The sequence below is a fragment of the Cryobacterium roopkundense genome (assembly GCF_014200405.1).
Lineage (GTDB): Bacteria > Actinomycetota > Actinomycetes > Actinomycetales > Microbacteriaceae > Cryobacterium > Cryobacterium roopkundense.
In genome coordinates this window covers 625,151-642,443 of sequence record NZ_JACHBQ010000001.1, presented here as the reverse complement: position 1 = coordinate 642,443, position 17,293 = coordinate 625,151, and the positions used below count along the sequence as shown (strand labels likewise).

Sequence of the window (17,293 nt, the reverse complement as noted above, 5' to 3'; positions counted from 1 at the left end):
ACGCCGGGCGTCAGTGGCTGTCGTCGACGAGCTTGAGCCCGATGACGCAGCCGATCAGGCCGAGGATGAGCAGCACCTTAAGCACCGACGTGGGCTCGCCGCCGAAGGCCATTGCCCAGGTCACGGTGAGGGCCGCGCCGATTCCCACCCAGATCGCGTAAGCGGTGCCGATGGGAATGTCACGCATGGCCAGCGCGAGGCCGCCCATGCTCAGAAGCAGGGTGACACCGAAGACGACGGACGGCCACAGTTTGGTGAATCCCTCTGACTTGCCGAGGGCGGTCGCCCAGACGGCTTCAAGAATTCCGGACGCGATAAGGATGAACCAGGACATGACAGTGCTCCCAATGGCCAGTCTTGTCGCGTGCCGGGTACTGATCCCTCGTCCGGAGGCCCGCTGAGAGCCTTCAGCTAAGACTGTCACATTCGGGCCGACTTGGCAGGGGCGAGTTTCGCCCGGTTACGCACTGGCGCGCGCGCCGCCGTCACGCCCGATAGCGTGGATTCATGGCAGATCGCGAGTATGGCTTCTCAACGCGTGCAATTCACGCGGGCAACATCCCCGATGCGGTAACCGGCGCCCGCGCCTTGCCCATCTACCAAACGAGCGCCTTCGTCTTCGACGACACGGCGGATGCCGCCGCGCGGTTCGCCCTGCAGAAGTACGGCAACATCTACTCCCGCGTGGCCAACCCCACTGTGGCCGCGTTCGAGGAACGCGTCGCGAGCCTCGAAGGAGGACTCGGTGCCGTCGCTACCTCGAGCGGACTCGCCGCCCAGTTCATCACCTTCTCGAGCCTCGCCGGTGCGGGCGACCACATCGTCTCGAGCGCAAACCTCTACGGCGGCTCGATCACCCAGCTCGACGTCACCCTGCGTCGTTTCGGAATCGACACGACTTTCGTGCAGAGCGCCGACCCCGCCGACTACGCCGCGGCGATCACCGAGAAGACCAAATTCATCTTCTCCGAAACCGTGGCAAACCCCTCGGGCGAGGTCGCCGACATCGAAGGACTCGCCGCCGTCGCCCACGCCGCCGGCATTCCGCTCATCATCGACTCGACCATCGCCACGCCGTACCTCTGCCGCCCCCTCGAATGGGGCGCCGACATCGTGATTCACTCCGCTACCAAATTCCTCGGCGGGCACGGCACGACCCTCGGCGGCGTGGTCGTGGAGAGCGGACGGTTCAACTGGGACAGCGAGAAGTTCCCGTTGTTCACCGAGCCGGTTCCGAGCTACGGCGGCCTGGAGTGGTCGGGCAACTTCGGCGAGTACGCCTTCCTCACGCGCCTGCGTTCCGAGCAGCTGCGCGACATCGGCCCGACACTTGCCCCACACTCCGCCTTCCTGCTCGCCCAAGGCGTGGAGACGCTGCCGTATCGCATGCAGGCGCACATCAACAACGCCCGCACCGTGGCTGAGTGGCTCGACGCCGATCCGCGCATCGACTACGTGAACTGGGCCGGCCTGCCGAGCCATCCGCACCACGAACGCGCGAAGAAGTACCTACCCAAAGACCCCGGTTCGGTCTTCAGCTTCGGTGTGAGGGGCGGCCGCGACACCGGACGCACGTTCATCGAGTCGGTCGACCTGGCCAGCCACCTCGCCAACATCGGGGACGCCAAGACTCTCGTCATCCACCCGGCGTCGACGACGCACGCGCAGCTAAACGAGCAGCAGCTCGTGGCGGCCGGCGCGCTGCCCGGCCTCGTGCGCATCAGCGTAGGCATTGAAGATGTGGCAGACATCATCTACGATCTCGACCAGGCTCTGACCCGAGCCACTGGAGGTGCACTGTGACCGAGGCAATCGCACACGCAGCCGAGACGGTGCGCCTCGTCAACGGCCTGAGCTGTTCGGTGCCCGCGGACTCGCCCCTCGCGAAGCTGCTGAAGAGCCAGCGCACGTGGGAGGGACCCGACGCCAAGGCTCGCCTCAAGATCCTGCGCGCCGCGAAGTCCATTGCCATCGTGGGCGCCTCAGCGAATCCCGCCCGGTCGAGCTACTTCGTGGGCACCTACCTGAAGCAGTCCACCGACTACCGGGTGTACTTCGTCAATCCGAATGCCGACACGATCCTCGGCGAAAAGGCCTATCCTTCCCTCGCCTCGCTCCCGGAGGTGCCCGACATCGTCGACGTCTTCCGCCGGGCGAGCGATATCCCCGCCGTTATCGATGAGGTCCTCGCCATCGGCGCCCCGACCATCTGGGTTCAGCTCGGCATCTGGAACCAGGAGGCGGCGGAATACGGAGAGTCGAAGGGACTCACCGTGGCGATGGACCGCTGCATCAAGATCGAGCACGCCCGCTTCCACGGCGGGCTGCACCTGCTCGGCTTTGACACCGGACAAATCACGGCGCGAAAGGCCATTCGGTAGGCAATCCGGTGCTGACCCCCGTTCAGGTCACGCAACACCGTTGTGCCGTGCTACGATCCTGACACGCCGAAACAAGTCAGGGCCGCGGGCCCGCCGGCAACGACAGTCGACGCAAGCCGACCGAGTGCCTGGGGGCCGTTCATGCGTACCGGAATGCTCTGTGCGAGCCTGCCGCTTGCCGCTCTGCTGGTGATCTCCCCCGCCGTCGCCCTGGCGGAGGAAACGGACACCGTCCAGGTCAGCGTCGTCTCCGGAGAACTCGTGACGTCCGTGTCAGTCCCGCGGGGAATGTCCGCTGTCATCCTCGGCATCGGCAGTCAGGTCTCACACGGTACGGCCACGGCCTGGAGCGTCGTCGACGCTCGCGGAACCGGAGCCGGCTGGACGTTGTCGGCATCCGTTACGAATTTTGTCAGCGCCCCGGGCACTTCTCCGGGGGAACTCGACGTTCGGGTGATCACCGCGGACAACCTCACGATCACACCGGGAACCGTGATCAGCGGAGACGGCGCCGATGCCGCCCCCCACACGGGCGAGATACGCATGTCCACGAGCAGCCAGGCCTTGGTTTCCTCGCCCTCCGGGACGACCGGCGCCAAGGGTTCATTCACGGTTCCCGCGCCAGTCTTCAGCCTCACGATTCCCGCCAACGCCTTCCGCTCGAACGTCGGTGATGACGGCGTGCATCCCTACAGGTCGACGATAGTCTTCACCATCGCTTAGCGACGGTGGGCCGCAGGGCACAACCTTGCGCAAACCCTGATTCAACCCTGCGCCAGGCGACACAAGCGTCTCAAGGCGCGTGTGAGAATGGGCTGGTCAACCATCCGAAACAGCGAGCCAGAGGAACGTCCATGCGCGGATTCACGGTGGCAGCAGCGCTTCTGGTCGGTATGGCATTGCTCGGCGGCACGGCCCTCGGCACCGCTGAGTGGGGCGCCGAACCGGCCTACGCGTCAGGCAGCCCCCTTTCCCTCGGCTCGGCGGCAGACTTCTCGGTTCTCGGCGCATCGACCGTCACCAATACCGGAGTCACGACCCTGGCCGGCAAACTCGGCGTGAGCCCCGGCACCGCCGTGTCCGGATTCCCGACCGGAACGGCCGTGTCCCCGAGCGTGGCGGCCCAGGCCCATGTCGATGCGTCGCTCGCGTATGAGGAAGGAGTGGCGCTCCCCTCGGGCGGATCGGTCTCGGGAGACCTCGTCGGCCAGACCCTCACGCCGCGCGTGTACACCGCGGCCAGCTCCCTCGCGCTCAGCGGCACCCTCACCCTCGACGCTCAGAGCGACCCAAACGCCAGGTTCGTCTTCCAGATCGGATCGACCCTCACGACAGCCTCGAACAGCCGGATTGAGCTGGTGAACGGGGCCCGAGCCGCCAACGTCTACTGGCTCATCGGAAGCTCGGCGACCCTGGGCACGAATTCGGCCCTCGCAGGCACCGTTCTCGCGTTCGCGTCGATCACCGTCACCACCGGCGTGTCCATCGAGGGGCGCGCGATCGCAGTCAATGGCGCCGTCACGCTCGACAGCAACACCTTCTCGGCTCCGATGGAGTACTGGGGTTCACTCACGGCGGTGACGGCGGGAGCCGGGCTGGCCGGCGTGACCCTGAACGGCACGAACACTCAGTTTTCCACTGGAACGTCAACGCAGTGGAGCGTCACGGACAGCCGGGCAGACGCCGCCCCCTGGACGGTGTCCGTGAGCGCGACCACCCCGACGAGCGCGGCCGGAACAGTGGACACCGCACCCAGGACCCTGCCGGTGGGCAACCTGACGATCACGCCCGGCGGCATCACGACCGGCGGCGGTCAGCCGTCCGGCATCAGTGCGGCGCCGCTGGCACTCTCTGCGGCGTCGCAGCCACTGATCTCCGCTCCTGCGGCGAGCACGGGAACGTTCGTCTTCACGCCCACATTCAGCCTGGCCGTTCCGGCCAACGCCTACCGCTCCAACTTCGCGGGAACCATCGCAGACTCTTCCCTGAACCCTTTCGTCACAGTCCTCACGATCACGATCGCGTAGTCACCATTCCGATGCGGCACCAAACCCTCCCATTCAGGGGGTATTTCGCACTTTCTCAGTTAGGGTTTTCTCATGACCATGAGCTCCTCGCGCACTGGACCGCGCGCTTCCCGGCGCCTGGCACTGCCCAGGGCGGCCTTGCTCGTGGCGGTACTTGCCCTCTCCCCCTTCCTGATCAGCCTTGGCGCCGTTCCGGCGGCCGCCGTCGATGACGGCACACTCGGCATCCGTCCCGAGCTTGAATCCGACTTCTTCCACATCAACCTGGCTCCGGGGGCGGCAATCGACGCTAACGCGATTGTGAGCAACCACAGTGCCGAACCCGTCACACTGCTGAACTACGCAGTCGATGGCCAGAGCACGCCGCAGGGCGCTTTCGCGCTCGCGGCGCAGGCCGATACCCGAACCGGCGTCGGCGCCTGGGTCAGCCTGGGTGCGGACTCCATCACCATCCCGGCGAATTCCCAGCTCACGGTTCCGTTCCGGCTGAGCGTGCCCGAGAACGCGACCCCCGGCGACTATGCCGGAGGCGTGATCATCGAGAGTGCGGCAGTACAGGGGGAAACCACCAGCTCGGGCGGCGATGCCGCACTGCGGCTCGACGTCATTCAGCGCCAGGGCGTGCGCATCTACCTCACTGTGGCTGGCACGGCCGTGTCCACCTTGACCCACGGTGATCTCGGCTGGACGCGCGGCGGTGAAAGCGTGACGTTCACGCTACCCATCACGAACACGGGCAATACAATTCTCTATCCCACGGCCACACTCGATGTGAGCGGCTGGATTGGTGCCACCGCCACGCTCGACTTCGCGACTCCCGAGAGCATCCTGCCGGGGGCGACGCTCGATCTGGAAGCCACCCTCACGCCGGCCCCATTCCTGCAGGCCGGAAACGCCGAGGCCGCGCTCAGCTCCGAAGCCGGCGACGAACTCGTCGGCACGAGTTTCGTGTACGCCCCTTGGTGGTTCATTCTCGTGATGGTCCTGGCGCTGGCCGCCCTCGTCTTCGGCATCTGGCGTGCCTTGTTGTTCGTGCGGCGAGCCCGCAGAGCCTTCGCCCAGGTGGCCGTCTCCACTTCCGTACCGGCTGAGGAGCTCGCGCCCCCCAGCTGATGTACACTCCCGGCCCCTACGCCGGGCGGCGGCCCGGCATCCCGATTCTCGCGCTCATTGTCATCCTGTTGCTCCAGGGCACGACAGGGACTTCGCCTGCCCGTGCGGTGGGCAGCGTAGTGGATCTAGGCACGGCGGCGACGTACTCCCTCCTCGGCGGAACGAGTGTGGCCAACACCGGGGTCTCCACAGTGAGCGGTGATATCGGGGCGTATCCGGGGCTCGCCGTGACAGGGTTCCCTCCCGGGATCGTCACCGGCGACGTGCACCCCGGCGATTCTGCGGCCGCCCAGGCCCAGGCGGACGCGTTGCTCGCCTATACCGCCACGGCCGCGCAGGTGCCCACGAGCACAATCGCCGGAGACCTCGGCGGGAGCATCCTCACACCGGGGGTTTACCACTCGGCAGCCGCCGTCTCGATCAGCTCGTCCCTCACCCTCGATGCCCAGGGCGATCCCTACGCGGTCTTCATCTTCCAGATCGACGCGGCCTTCGGGATGGCCGCCGCCTCCAGCATCGTGTTGATGAACGGGGCACAGTCCTCCAGGGTGTTTTGGCAGGTGGTCGGCGCGGCCACCCTGGGCGCATCGGCGAGCTTCGCCGGCACGCTCATGAGTCTCGCCGCGATTTCGATCGGCGCCGGCTGCACCGTGGTCGGACGGGCGCTCTCCCTCACCGCGGCGCTCGCCCTGGACACGAGCGTCATTCTGCCTGAACCGGCTGTCAAGCTCGGAACGGCGGGGACCTACTCGGCACTCGCCGGCACATCCGTTTCTAATTCCGGCGCCACAACGCTCACCGGAAACGTGGGAGTGAGCCCCGGCACGGTGCTCACCGGTTTCCCTCCGGGAATCACCAGCGGCAGCACCCATGTCAATGACAGCCAGTCCGCACAAGCGCAGGCCGATCTGACCACGGCGTACGCGGATGCCGGCGCCCGCACTCCCACGGCGACCCTGTCAGGAGATCTTGGCGGACGCACCCTCACTGCCGGGGTCTACGCGTCGACCACGGCGCTCTCTCTTACGGGCGATCTGCTCCTCGACGGCGAGGGCAACGCGAACGCCGTTTTTATTCTGCAGCTGGATTCAACGCTCACGACGGCGGCAGGAAGCACTGTGCGGGTCATCAACGGCGCCCAGGTGTCACGCGTCTTCTGGCGCGTGGCCGGTTCGGTGTCGCTCGGCGCGGCCTCGGCGTTCACAGGCACCATGCTCAGCCAAGGCGACATCACTGTGGGAAACAGTAGCGGCTTCATCGGGCGGGCGCTTTCCACGGCCGGGGCGATTTCACTCAACGCGACGACTCTGACCACCGAGGCGACGATAGCCCTCGGAGCGGCCCGTAGTTATACCCTGCTCGCGTCGACCTCGGTGGCGAATACGAGCACCTCCACGGTGAACGGCGATGTGGGCACGAGCCCAGGCGTGGCCATCACGGGGTTTCCTCCCGGAGTCATCACGGGCCAGACGCATGCCGGGGACACCGCCGCTGCACAGGCTCAGTCTGCCCTTCAGGTAGCGTACAGCGACGCCCTCGCGCGCTCGCCCTCCGGGGCCATCGCCGGTGATCTGGCCGGCCAAACCCTCACGGCCGGGGTGTACCGTTCCGCGGCGGCGGTATCGGTGAGCGCCGGGCTGACCCTCGACGGCCAAGGCAACCCGAATGCCGTCTTCATCTTCCAGGTGAATGCCGCTTTCAATACGGCCGCCAGCAGCAGCATCACCCTCGTGAACGGGGCGCAAGCCTCCCGGGTGTTCTGGCAGGTGACGGGCGCGGTCTCACTAGGGGCGGCATCCGTTTTTCGCGGAACAGTACTCGGTTTCGCCGCCATCTCAATCGGCGCGGGGTGCGCTTTCACCGGTCGAGCGCTCACCCTCAACGGTGCCATCGCGCTGGATTCTGCCACCTCGACCGATCCAGATCCGGTCCCCGGCCCCCTTGAGGTGGTGACGGCGGGTGCCACCCTGTCGCCCGTGACACTAGACGGCCTGTCAACCCAGTACTCCACGGGCTACTCTACCGAGTGGACGATTACGGATGCCCGTGGCTCGGGTGCCTCGTGGACAGTCTCGGTGGAGGCGACAACCCCCACGAGCGCCGCGGGAACTGTGGAGCTGGTGCCGCGCACCCTGAGCGTGGGCAGCCTGTCAATCACGCCGGGCACGATCTCAGCTGGCTCGGGATCCGACCCTGTCGGCGGCATTTCGGCCCCGACGCTTGCCCTGTCCAATTCGCCGCAAGCGCTCATCACCGCCTTGGGGTCGCACCGCGGAATCTACCTCCTCACGCCTTCCTTCAGCCTGGCGATTCCGCCGAACGCCTACAGATCCAACTTCTCCGGCGTCGTCGACGACTCCGCGCTCAACCCCTTTGTGTCTGTGCTGACCTTCACGATCTCCTAAACCTGAATCCACCGGTCGACCTCAGATTCTGACGGCGCGTTAAACCGAGAATACCCCTCTGATCAGCTAAAATAGTTGTTACTTAGACAAACTATTCAACGATCAAGGAGGCATCTCGTAGATGCAACTTTCTCACACTCACCGGTCCTTTTCTGCATCCTTCGACGACCCCAATCTCGTGTCGTCGGCCGGACTGGTGCCCACGATGGCTCTGGCCGAGAAAACAGGCCTCGGCGCGCTGGTCGATGAGTGGGTGAAACTGCCCGGTTACTTCGGCGCGAATGCCGGCCTGAAAGCGCTGGCACTGGTCGCAGGAATGCTCACCGGCGCCGACTCCATCGACGATATGGCCGTGCTCCGGCACGGCGCTCTCCGGAAATTGTTCACCGGAACCTATGCGCCCTCGACCCTGGGATCGTTCCTGCGCGCGTTCGCTTTTGGCCATGTCCGCCAGCTCGACGCCGCCGCGTCCCGGTGGCTGCAGAACCTCGGCGCCGTCACGCCGATCGTGACCGGTATCGACGACCTCGCCCTGGTCGATATTGACGACACCATCAGGGAAGTGCACGGATATAAGAAGCAAGGCGCCGGGTTTGGCTACTCCGGTGTTCGCGGCCTCAACGCCCTGCTCGCCATCGTCAGCACCGGATCGGCCGCTCCGATCATCGTCAGCTCCCGGCTACGCAAAGGCCCCACCAACTCCGCCCGCGGCGCAAAGAAATTCGTCTCCGACACCCTCGCGACCGTGAAACGACTGCGCAGCCCAACCGCAAAAGGAATGCTTCTCCTCCGAGCCGACAGCGCCTACTACGTCAGCGCCGTCATCCAAGCTGCCCTCCGTGCCGGGGCGATGGTTTCGATCACGGCACGCCTGAATTCATTGGTGAAAGCGGGTATCAGCACCATCCCCGATACCGCGTGGACCCCGATCAAATACACCAATGCGATCTTCGACGACGCCACCGGGCGGTGGATCTCCGACGCGGAAGTCGCCGAAATCCCCTTCACCGCGTTCGGCTCCAAGAAGAAGAGCGAACAAATCCCTGGACGCCTCGTCGTGCGCCGCATCCCGGAACTGAACAAGACCGTCGCCGCCGGGCAAGGCACCCTTTTCGACCTGTTCCGCTTTCACGCGTTCTTCACCACCAGCACCCTGAACACCGTTGACGCCGACAAAACCCACCGCCACCATGCGATCATCGAAAATTTGAACGCCGACATGAAAGCGTCGGCGATGGCGCACTTCCCGTCCGGCGTATTCACGGCCAACGCCGCCTGGCTGGTGCTGGCCTGCATCACGTTCAATCTCACCCGCGCCGCCGGCACCCTCGCCAATCCCGCCCTCGGAAAAGCCGTCACCGCGACCGTTCGCCGCAAACTCATCAACGTCGCCGCCAGAGTATCCACGTCGGCACGACGCGTCACATTGCACCTGCCCGAAAGCTGGCCCTGGGAAGAAGGCTGGTCGGCGCTGTTCACCAGCGTTTGCAACCCGCCCGGCCGCGCCGCCACCTAACCATCGAGCCCGACCGGGCGCAACCAGGAACCCCAGTGGAACACCCAGGCATCAAGGCCCACAGCTCGACCGAGCCCAAAACCCCGAAAAAGGATCGCGCCCAAATCAAGAATTCATCAGAGGCCAACCGGTGGATTCAGGCTAAACCCTGCACAGTCTTGCGTAAACCCTGATCGAACCCTGCGCCAGCAAGCGGGTGCCCTTGAGATAGGGCTGTGACTATTGATTTATCGCCACCAGGCAGCCCAACCGGGCCAACCAGCCCGCTTCGGCACCCAAGCAAGAGGACATCACAATGCACGCTTTCATCAAGACCGCCGGCATCATTGCAGCGACCGGCATTCTGCTCAGCGTCGCCCTCTCCCCCGCGCAGGCCACGCCCAACACCGACGACATCAACTCCACGGTTTCCGCCGGATTCCTCACCGCCTTCGCTACGGCCCCCGACACCATGACCGGTGTCACGCTCAACGGCTCCACCAGCCAGTACTCCACCGGCACGGCCACCGGCTGGACGGTCACGAACGCCCGCGGCACGAACGCCGCCTGGAGCCTCTCCGCCAGCGCGACGAACTTCACGAGCGCCGCCGGCACCGCGGACACCACGGTGCGCACCCTGCCCATCGGCAACCTCGTGATCACTCCCGGCACGGTCACCGCCGGCAGCGGCTCAGACGCCGCCCCCTCCACTTCCGCCGTCACCATGAGCACGAGTGCCCAGGCGCTCGTCACCTCTCCGAGTCTCGGCAAGGGCAGCTACACTCTGTCCCCCGAGTACAGCCTCGAGGTGCCGGCGAACGCCTTCCGCTCCAACTTTTCCGGAACGGTCGGATCAAGCGACGTCAACCCCTACGTGTCCACGATCACCTTCACCATCGCGTAATCAAGCAGTCCCTCGCGCTCTCGAGCCCCCCGCTGATTCGTCGCGGGGGGCTTGAGTCATGTGGGCACCTGTCAAGCCGGCCCGTCTTTCCCCGTAACATGGAGGGGTGACAGCGTACGTCTCGGCTCTCGACCTCTTCTCCATTGGGATCGGTCCATCCAGCTCCCATACGGTCGGACCCATGCGGGCCGCCCTCGTCTTCGCCGAACGCCTCCGCGATTCGGGCCGGTTACCTGAGGTGACGCGCATCCGCTGCTCCCTGTTCGGGTCCCTCGGTTCCACCGGCCTCGGCCACGGCACTCCCGACGCCGTGCTCGCGGGTCTGGCCGGTTTCAGGCCAGAGGCCTGCGACCCCGACGATGTGCGCAACGCCTGGGCCGGGCTCGAGGAGGGCGCGACTCTCACCCTCCTCGGCGGGCACACCATTCCGATCAGCCGCGCAGACGTCAGGTTCGAACCACGCACCCGCCTCCCCGGCCACCCGAACGCGCTCACGATCTCGGCCTGGGGTGAAGCGGATGCCGCTCCCGTGTTCGAGCACACCTTCTACTCGATCGGTGGCGGGTTCATTCGCCAGGACGACGACCAGGTGGCGACCCGCCCGGCCGCCGCCCAGCCGTTCCCCTACGTGTCGAGCGCGGAGCTGCTCGCCCGGTGCGACGAGCACGGCATCGGCATCTGCGAGGTGGCCCGACGCAACGAGGAAGCCATCCACGGCGAGGAAGCGCTCAACGCCGGGCTCGACGCCATTTGGGACGCAATGCACGTGTGCGTCGAGGCAGGTTTGCAGGCCACCGGAACTCTGCCGGGCGGTCTCAAGGTCAAGCGCCGCGCGGCGTCCGTTCGTATGCGCCTGGAGGAATATGACGGCCAGTCGCAGCGAGACCGCGATACCTCGACCGAGTGGCTGCACGCGTTCGCCCTCGCCGTGAACGAGGAGAATGCCTCGGGTGGCCGGGTTGTGACGGCCCCCACGAATGGCGCAGCCGGCATCATCCCCGCCGTCGGACACTACTACCTGCGTTTCGTGCCGGGTGCGGATGCAGCGGGCATCCGTCGATACCTGCTGACTGCTGTGGCCATCGGCTCCCTCGTGAAGGCCAATGCCTCGATCTCGGGAGCAGAGGGCGGCTGCCAGGCCGAGGTCGGCTCGGCGTGCGCCATGGCCGCTGGGGCGCTCTGCGCCGTGCTCGGCGGAACGCCCCGCCAGGTGGAGAACGCGGCCGAGATCGCGATGGAACACCATCTCGGGCTCACGTGCGACCCCGTCGGCGGCCTCGTGCAGGTGCCGTGCATTGAACGTAACGCCATCGCCTCGTCGACGGCCGTCTCGGCCGCACGGCTGGCGCTGCACGGCGACGGGACGCACCTCGTGTCGCTCGACACCGTGATCGAGACGATGCGCCAGACCGGGCTCGATATGATGACCAAGTACAAGGAGACCAGCGAGGGCGGCCTCGCGGTCAACGTGATCGAATGCTGAACTACCCCCGAACAGGGGTCATTCGCGGGAGAACAGCACCCTCTAGGGTGGGAACACGTCACGTTTGTCGCGCACGGCGATTCTCGAGACGGTAATTGGGGGGTCACTATTTTGCGCACACTGTCACACCGCTGGGCACATCGGGCCGGCGTCACGTCTGCCGCGATGGTGCTGCTCGTCGTGCTCGCGGGCTGTGCCGGAACGCCGACACCGGCCGTAACGGTCACTTTCACGCCGACGGCCACTCCCTCGCCGTCCCCGACGCCGACACCCACGCCAACTCCCGAGCCAGTGATCACCGAGGAGCCTGCCCTCATCCCCAACCCCGAGGTACCCGACCTCGTGCCGAACGCCGAACCGGTGCCCCTGCCGCAGGGACCGGCCGTTGACCTCGGCTCCGCGCCGGGTGCCCGCGGCCCCGCCGTCGCGAACGCCGCCGGCGCGCTCGTGACGTATACCGTCGTCGAAGGTGACGCCTTTTTCGACATCGCCCAGCGGTTCAATATCCCGGTGCAGATGATGCTCACGATGAACCCGTCAGTGCCGGGCCTCGGTGAGCGAATCTACCTGCAGCAGATCATCAACCTCGACTGGACCACCACCCGCTAGGGTCCCCTGACGTAACTCCTGCAGATTCTGGGCCGGCCAGACCTCGGCCGCGGAATCACGCCGAAGTCAGTTTCGGCCGTGCCGATTTGCAGGAGTTATGCGCTCTTACCGCGCGGCGTGGATGCGCTCGATGATCTCGATCACGCGCAGGGCGTCTCGGGGGTCGACGGGAACCGGGCCGTCGCGCAGGATGGCGTCCGCGAGGTCGGCGTAGAACAGGTCGTAACGTCCGCGCTCTGTGGGATACGACGTGAGGTCACCGTCGATGCCGACAAGGCCCCAGTCCGCCTCGTCAGCCACGCCGAAGTCGGCATCCGTGGGTTCGGCGCCCTGCTTGAGTGCGGCCTCCTGGCCGTCGAGCCCCCAGACCGTGTAGGCCGATTCCGACCCGAGCACGTGAAAGCGCGGGGCACGCTGGGCGGCGAGCCCGTTCAACCACAGGTGCGATGTGGTGCCGGATTCGTGGGTGAGCGCCACGAAAACGTCGTCATCGGCGAGGGCACCCTCCCGGCGGGTGAGGACCTCAGCGTACACGTCGGCGACCGAGCCGAAGAGCACCAGCGCCTGGTCGATCAGGTGCGGGCCAAGGTCGTAAAGCAGTCCCCCGCCGTCGTCGGGAGTGGCCTCGAGCTTCCACGAGGGGCGTGGTACGGGCTTCCAGAACTCGAACCTCGACTCAAAGCGCCGCACCTCGCCGAGACTGCCGGCCTCGACGAGCGCCTGCAGAGTGAGAAAGTCACCGTCCCAGCGACGGTTGTGGAACACGGTGAGGGTGGCGCCGAGCCGGTCGGCCTTCTCCACGAGGGCGCGCCCCTCGTCGCTGGTGACTGCGAAGGGCTTGTCGACCACGACCGCGAGCCCGGCATCCAAGGCCTGGTCGGCGAGGTCGGCGTGGGTGGCCGGCGGTGAACCGATCACCACGAGATCGAGTTCGGCCGCATGCTCGAACAACTCGGCCGTCGTGGCCACGATCCGGGCCTTAGGGTAGAGCCTGGCCGCATCCGCTCGCCTCGCGCGGTTACCGGTGACGATCACATCGAGCGAGAATTCTGGGTTCGCCGCGATGAACGGGCTGTGGAAGGTGCGGCCGGAGAGCCCGAACCCGATCACGGCCGTGCGGATGGGTGCTGAGTGGGATGCCATACGGTCACGTTATCCGTCCACCACGTTGTCGTGCGAAATCGACGGAGATTTCGCGCGAAGTGGTCCGGTTTTGCCCGAAACGGGGATGCAGGGACACGAATCTCCGTCGATTTCGTGGAGAGCGGCCGCGCTTGTGCCCCTAGAAAACCGCTTCGAGAATGAACACGGCAGCCTGTTCTGGCGTGATCAGGGGCGCCGGCAGTCCGACGCGGCCCAACACCGCGCCGGTGAGAATCAGCTCACGTGCTGCGGAGTCCAGCCACGCCGGCGGGGAGGTCTGAACGGTCTGGGCCGCGGGTCCGACGGCCAACTGTCGGACCCTGTAGCGGCGTTCGGGCGCCAGCCCGGGAAACCGCAACGGTGCCGGCAGCGCGGCACGCGGCGCTCCCACGGCAACCTGCGCGTAGATTGCGGTGGAACGATCCTGGGCTACGACGCCATGGAGTTCGAGTGCGGGGTCGGACGCATCAGCGTGGACGACCACGCCGCTGTGCAGCGACGCCCGCCGCTGCTTGTACACCGTGATCCAGTCCCGAACCTGGCTCATCTCGGCCGAAGTTGCCACGGTGAGGTCCCACTCGATTCCCGCGCTGCCGAACAGGGCCGTCGCGAGTCGAAAACCGAGCGCTGAAGTGCGCCCCGTCGTGTGGGCAAGAGCCGCACCGAGGTGCCCGCCGAGATACTCCGGCGGAATCAACACACCGGTATACCGCTGGATCTGCTGACGTTCAAGAGGGTCGTTGGTATCGCTCGGCCACACCCTGTCCACCCGCGACAGAATGCCGAGGTCGATCCGACCGCCGCCGGACGCGCAGGACTCGATCTCGAGTCCAGGTTGTGCGGCGCGCACGGCGTCCATAAGAGCGTAGAGGGCGACCGTCTGCCGGTGCACGGATCCGCCGAGCAAGTCGCGATTGTGGTCCCATTTCAGATAGGCAATGGGGTACTCCCGCAGCAACGCGGTAAGTCTTTCGAGCATGTAAGCGAAGGCATCGGGATTGGCCAGGTCGAGCACCCGCTGGCCGCGCCAAGTGGGAGCTGCGGCCGACCCCAGCAGCCAATCCGGGTGAGCCCTGGCGAGGTCAGACTCAGGGCTCACCATCTCGGGTTCCACCCACAGGCCGAAGTCCAGGCCTGCCCCGTGCACCCGTTCGATGAGCGGGTGCAGTCCGGACGGCCATTTGGCGGCATCGACGAACCAGTCGCCGAGGGCACGTTGATCGTCGGTGCGCCCGGAGAACCAGCCGTCGTCGAGCACGAACCGCTCCACACCCACCGTGGCGGCAGCGTCGATGAGGCGGCCGAGCGTATCGAGGTCGTGATCGAAGTACACGGCCTCCCAAGTGTTGAGCACGACCTTGCGCGGTCCTGAGAGCGTAGACCAAGACCGAATCCACGGATGAAGCCGTGCGCTCAGGCCATCGAGACCGGCATCGGAATACACGGCGATTGTCCACGGACCGCTGTAACTCTCTCCTCCGGCGAGGCTGATCTCGCCGGGATCGAGCAGTTCGCCCGCTCCGAGCGCGGCGTAGCCGAGTGCGCTGCGCTCACCCCAGACCCGCTTATCGCCGCTCCACGCTTCGTGGACGGCCCACACCTCGCCCTGCCGGAAACCAAAACCGGGGGTGCCGACCACCGTGAGAAACGAGTCATCGTGCCCCGGACGACCGTGTCGGGATTCACGGCTCCACAGGCCCTGACCGAGCAGACTCCTCTGCGGCCGCCGTTCATGGCTCCACAAACCGGTGAAGTCGAGGATCTCTCTCGCCCGGTCGGGCACGGGCAGGATGACGTCGAGCGCTGCCAGCTCGAATGAGCCGGTGCCAGTATTCGTGAGTGTGTTCCGCAGCCGGAGCACGCCTTCCCTGCTCAGTTCGAGGTCGATGAGAATTGAGACGGCAGCGTTGCGGTCCACGAGTTCGATTGCCAGCGTGTTCTCACCGCTCTCGCGCACGCACATAAGCTCAAATGAAAGATCGTTCTGGCCGACGCCGGTGCGAAACCCCCCGACGCCGGGCCGACCGCTCCACCCCTCTGCGGCAGTGGGCAGGAGGGACAAACGCACGGGCACGTCGAGGGAACTGGGGCCGACGGGCGGCATGCTCGAGGCGGCGAGGGTGCCAAGGTCGGCCGGATCGAGCAGGCCGAGATCACTTCCCCAGTGCACGAGCACGGGCACACCCGGGCCCGACGCGTCCAGAACGAGGGCAGCGCCGGCGGCCCGGAGATAGTGAATCATGGGTGTGCTTCCAATCGGGACGCGGTGATGCAGGGGTGACCTGACGATACGGCCCCGTGCAGGCGCACCGGGCCGTATCGTCAGGTCAGCGGATCAGGAACGGTTATTCCTTCACGGGGATCGACTGTGCCTTCAGCGCATCGATGGTCGCGGTCTGGCCGGACGCTAGAGCCTCTGCGAGGGTACCGTTACCGCTCACCGCGGCCTTGAAACCGTCGGACACGTCGTTGTACGTCTGGGTCATCGTGGGACCCCAGACAAAGTCGGGCGAGACCTGGCTGGATGCCGTCGCAAAGACGTCATAAATCGCCTGGTCACCGTAGAACTCCACACCCTCTTTGAGCACGGGCAGTTCGAGACCGGACTTGGCGGCCGGGTACAGGTTTGCTGACTCGTTGAGGAGCGTGAGGGATTCGCTGGAGGTGTTGAGCCACAGGGCGAACTTCGCGGCCTCGTACGGGTGTTCCGAACCTGTGAAGACTGCGGTGGACGAGCCGCCCCAGTTGCCGCTAGCGGCGTCACCAGCGACCCACTGTGGGGACGGAGCCACGGCCCAGTTTCCGGCGGTGTCGGGGGCTCCACTGGCGATGGAGTTCGCACCCCAGGCCGCCGAGTTCCACGTCCAGGCGGCACCGGTGTTGTAAGCGTTGTCCCACTCCGTTGTCCACGGCGGCTGGGTCGACACGAGGTCACGGTCGATCAGGTCCTGCCAGTAGTCCGCAACCCTTATGGACGTGTCGTCGGTCAGGTTGACGGACCAGTCGTTTCCGTCGTTGCCGAACCAGGTTCCGCCGGCCTGCCAGACGAGTCCGGCGAACTGGTTGATATCACTCTGCGAGAAATTGGTGATGTAGGAGCCCGTGGCCCGCACCTGCTCGGCCGCTGTCGCGAACTCCGCCCATGTGGTCGGGATTGCGATGTTGTTCGCGGCGAAGAGATCGGCCCGGTAGAACATGGCCATGGGTCCGGCATCCTGCGGGATCGCGTAGACGGCGTCGTCCTCGTTGAAGCTGACCTGGCCCCAGGTCCAGTCGACGAAATCGGTCTGCGCATCCATAACGCCGTCGCAGGAGGCCAGGTTGACCAAACCGTCCTGCACTCGGAAGTTGGGGAGGGCGTCATATTCGATCTGACCGAGGTCCGGCGCGTTGCCGGCTTCAAGCTGGTTGAAGAAGTTGGCGTAGGTGCCGCCGTTGCCGTTCGGACCGGTCTGGACGGCCACCTGGATGCCGGGGTTGGCCTCGTTCCAGACGTCGACGACGTCTTCGATGCCGGGGATCCAGGAGGTGAACGTCAGGTTGACCGTTCCGTCGGCCGGAGCGCAGTCTCCGGCAGTGTCGGTCGTGGATGCAGTGGTGGAGCAACCGGACAGGGCGACCGTCGCAGCGGTGAGCAGGGCAACGGTGGCCGCTCGTTTCGTGATTCGCATTATTTCCCTTTGTTGGGTTTTCTCGGATTGAACGTGGTGCGGGTGAAGAGGATCGTGCGGGG

Annotated in this window: 14 protein-coding genes and 1 riboswitch; of the genes, 10 read left to right on the top strand and 4 right to left on the bottom strand. The window is 66.0% G+C overall.

Going from position 1 to position 17,293, the window contains the following annotated elements:
* Positions 1 to 10: 10 nt before the first annotated feature.
* Positions 11 to 334, bottom strand: coding sequence for a DMT family transporter (locus BJ997_RS03015; protein WP_035837157.1), 324 nt, complete (start codon positions 332 to 334; stop codon positions 11 to 13).
* A 12-nt stretch (positions 335 to 346) separates the two neighbouring features.
* Positions 347 to 411, bottom strand: a riboswitch (guanidine-III (ykkC-III) riboswitch).
* 96 nt (positions 412 to 507) lie between these two features.
* Here BJ997_RS03015 and BJ997_RS03010 point away from each other — a divergent pair.
* From BJ997_RS03010 to BJ997_RS02965, 10 genes are all read left to right on the top strand, one after another.
* Entirely contained in the window at positions 508 to 1,803 is a 1,296-nt protein-coding gene (locus BJ997_RS03010) for an O-acetylhomoserine aminocarboxypropyltransferase/cysteine synthase family protein (protein WP_035837158.1), read from the top strand.
* Positions 1,800 to 2,381, top strand: coding sequence for a CoA-binding protein (locus tag BJ997_RS03005; RefSeq protein WP_236629020.1), 582 nt, complete (start codon positions 1,800 to 1,802; stop codon positions 2,379 to 2,381). Before BJ997_RS03010 ends, BJ997_RS03005 begins: the two co-directional genes overlap by 4 nt.
* A 141-nt stretch (positions 2,382 to 2,522) precedes the next feature.
* Positions 2,523 to 3,104: a WxL domain-containing protein gene (locus BJ997_RS03000; protein WP_152602226.1), complete on the top strand. Its 582-nt coding sequence runs from the start codon at positions 2,523 to 2,525 to the stop codon at positions 3,102 to 3,104.
* A 131-nt stretch (positions 3,105 to 3,235) separates the two neighbouring features.
* Entirely contained in the window at positions 3,236 to 4,408 is a 1,173-nt protein-coding gene (locus BJ997_RS02995; RefSeq protein WP_052542352.1) for an ice-binding family protein, read from the top strand.
* A gap of 72 nt (positions 4,409 to 4,480) precedes the next feature.
* The gene (locus tag BJ997_RS02990) at positions 4,481 to 5,521 is read left to right on the top strand and encodes a COG1470 family protein (RefSeq protein WP_236629022.1); all 1,041 of its coding nucleotides are present in this window, start codon (positions 4,481 to 4,483) and stop codon (positions 5,519 to 5,521) included.
* Positions 5,521 to 7,926: an ice-binding family protein gene (locus BJ997_RS02985; RefSeq protein ID WP_052542353.1), complete on the top strand. Its 2,406-nt coding sequence runs from the start codon at positions 5,521 to 5,523 to the stop codon at positions 7,924 to 7,926. Before BJ997_RS02990 ends, BJ997_RS02985 begins: the two co-directional genes overlap by 1 nt.
* A gap of 121 nt (positions 7,927 to 8,047) precedes the next feature.
* On the top strand, positions 8,048 to 9,442 hold the full coding sequence (locus tag BJ997_RS02980; protein WP_035841044.1) for an IS1380 family transposase: 1,395 nt from the start codon (positions 8,048 to 8,050) through the stop codon (positions 9,440 to 9,442).
* A 295-nt stretch (positions 9,443 to 9,737) separates the two neighbouring features.
* Entirely contained in the window at positions 9,738 to 10,325 is a 588-nt protein-coding gene (locus tag BJ997_RS02975) for a WxL domain-containing protein (RefSeq protein WP_052542247.1), read from the top strand.
* A gap of 106 nt (positions 10,326 to 10,431) precedes the next feature.
* The gene (locus BJ997_RS02970) at positions 10,432 to 11,808 is read left to right on the top strand and encodes an L-serine ammonia-lyase (RefSeq protein WP_035836649.1); all 1,377 of its coding nucleotides are present in this window, start codon (positions 10,432 to 10,434) and stop codon (positions 11,806 to 11,808) included.
* Positions 11,809 to 11,919: 111 nt separating this feature from the next.
* Positions 11,920 to 12,417: a LysM peptidoglycan-binding domain-containing protein gene (locus BJ997_RS02965; protein WP_152602182.1), complete on the top strand. Its 498-nt coding sequence runs from the start codon at positions 11,920 to 11,922 to the stop codon at positions 12,415 to 12,417.
* A gap of 105 nt (positions 12,418 to 12,522) precedes the next feature.
* On the opposite strand, the gene BJ997_RS02960 is transcribed toward BJ997_RS02965, so the two are convergent.
* The 3 genes from BJ997_RS02960 to BJ997_RS02950 form a co-directional block, all read right to left on the bottom strand.
* Positions 12,523 to 13,560 carry a Gfo/Idh/MocA family protein gene (locus BJ997_RS02960; protein ID WP_035836647.1) on the bottom strand — a complete coding sequence of 346 codons (1,038 nt, stop codon included), beginning with the start codon at positions 13,558 to 13,560 and terminating at the stop codon, positions 12,523 to 12,525.
* A 139-nt stretch (positions 13,561 to 13,699) separates the two neighbouring features.
* Positions 13,700 to 15,802 (bottom strand): alpha-galactosidase, encoded by a 2,103-nt coding sequence (locus tag BJ997_RS02955; RefSeq protein WP_035836646.1) that lies wholly within the window; start codon positions 15,800 to 15,802, stop codon positions 13,700 to 13,702.
* 103 nt (positions 15,803 to 15,905) lie between these two features.
* Positions 15,906 to 17,231, bottom strand: a complete 1,326-nt coding sequence (locus BJ997_RS02950) for an ABC transporter substrate-binding protein (RefSeq protein ID WP_035836645.1) — start codon at positions 17,229 to 17,231, stop codon at positions 15,906 to 15,908.
* Positions 17,232 to 17,293 lie beyond the last annotated feature (62 nt).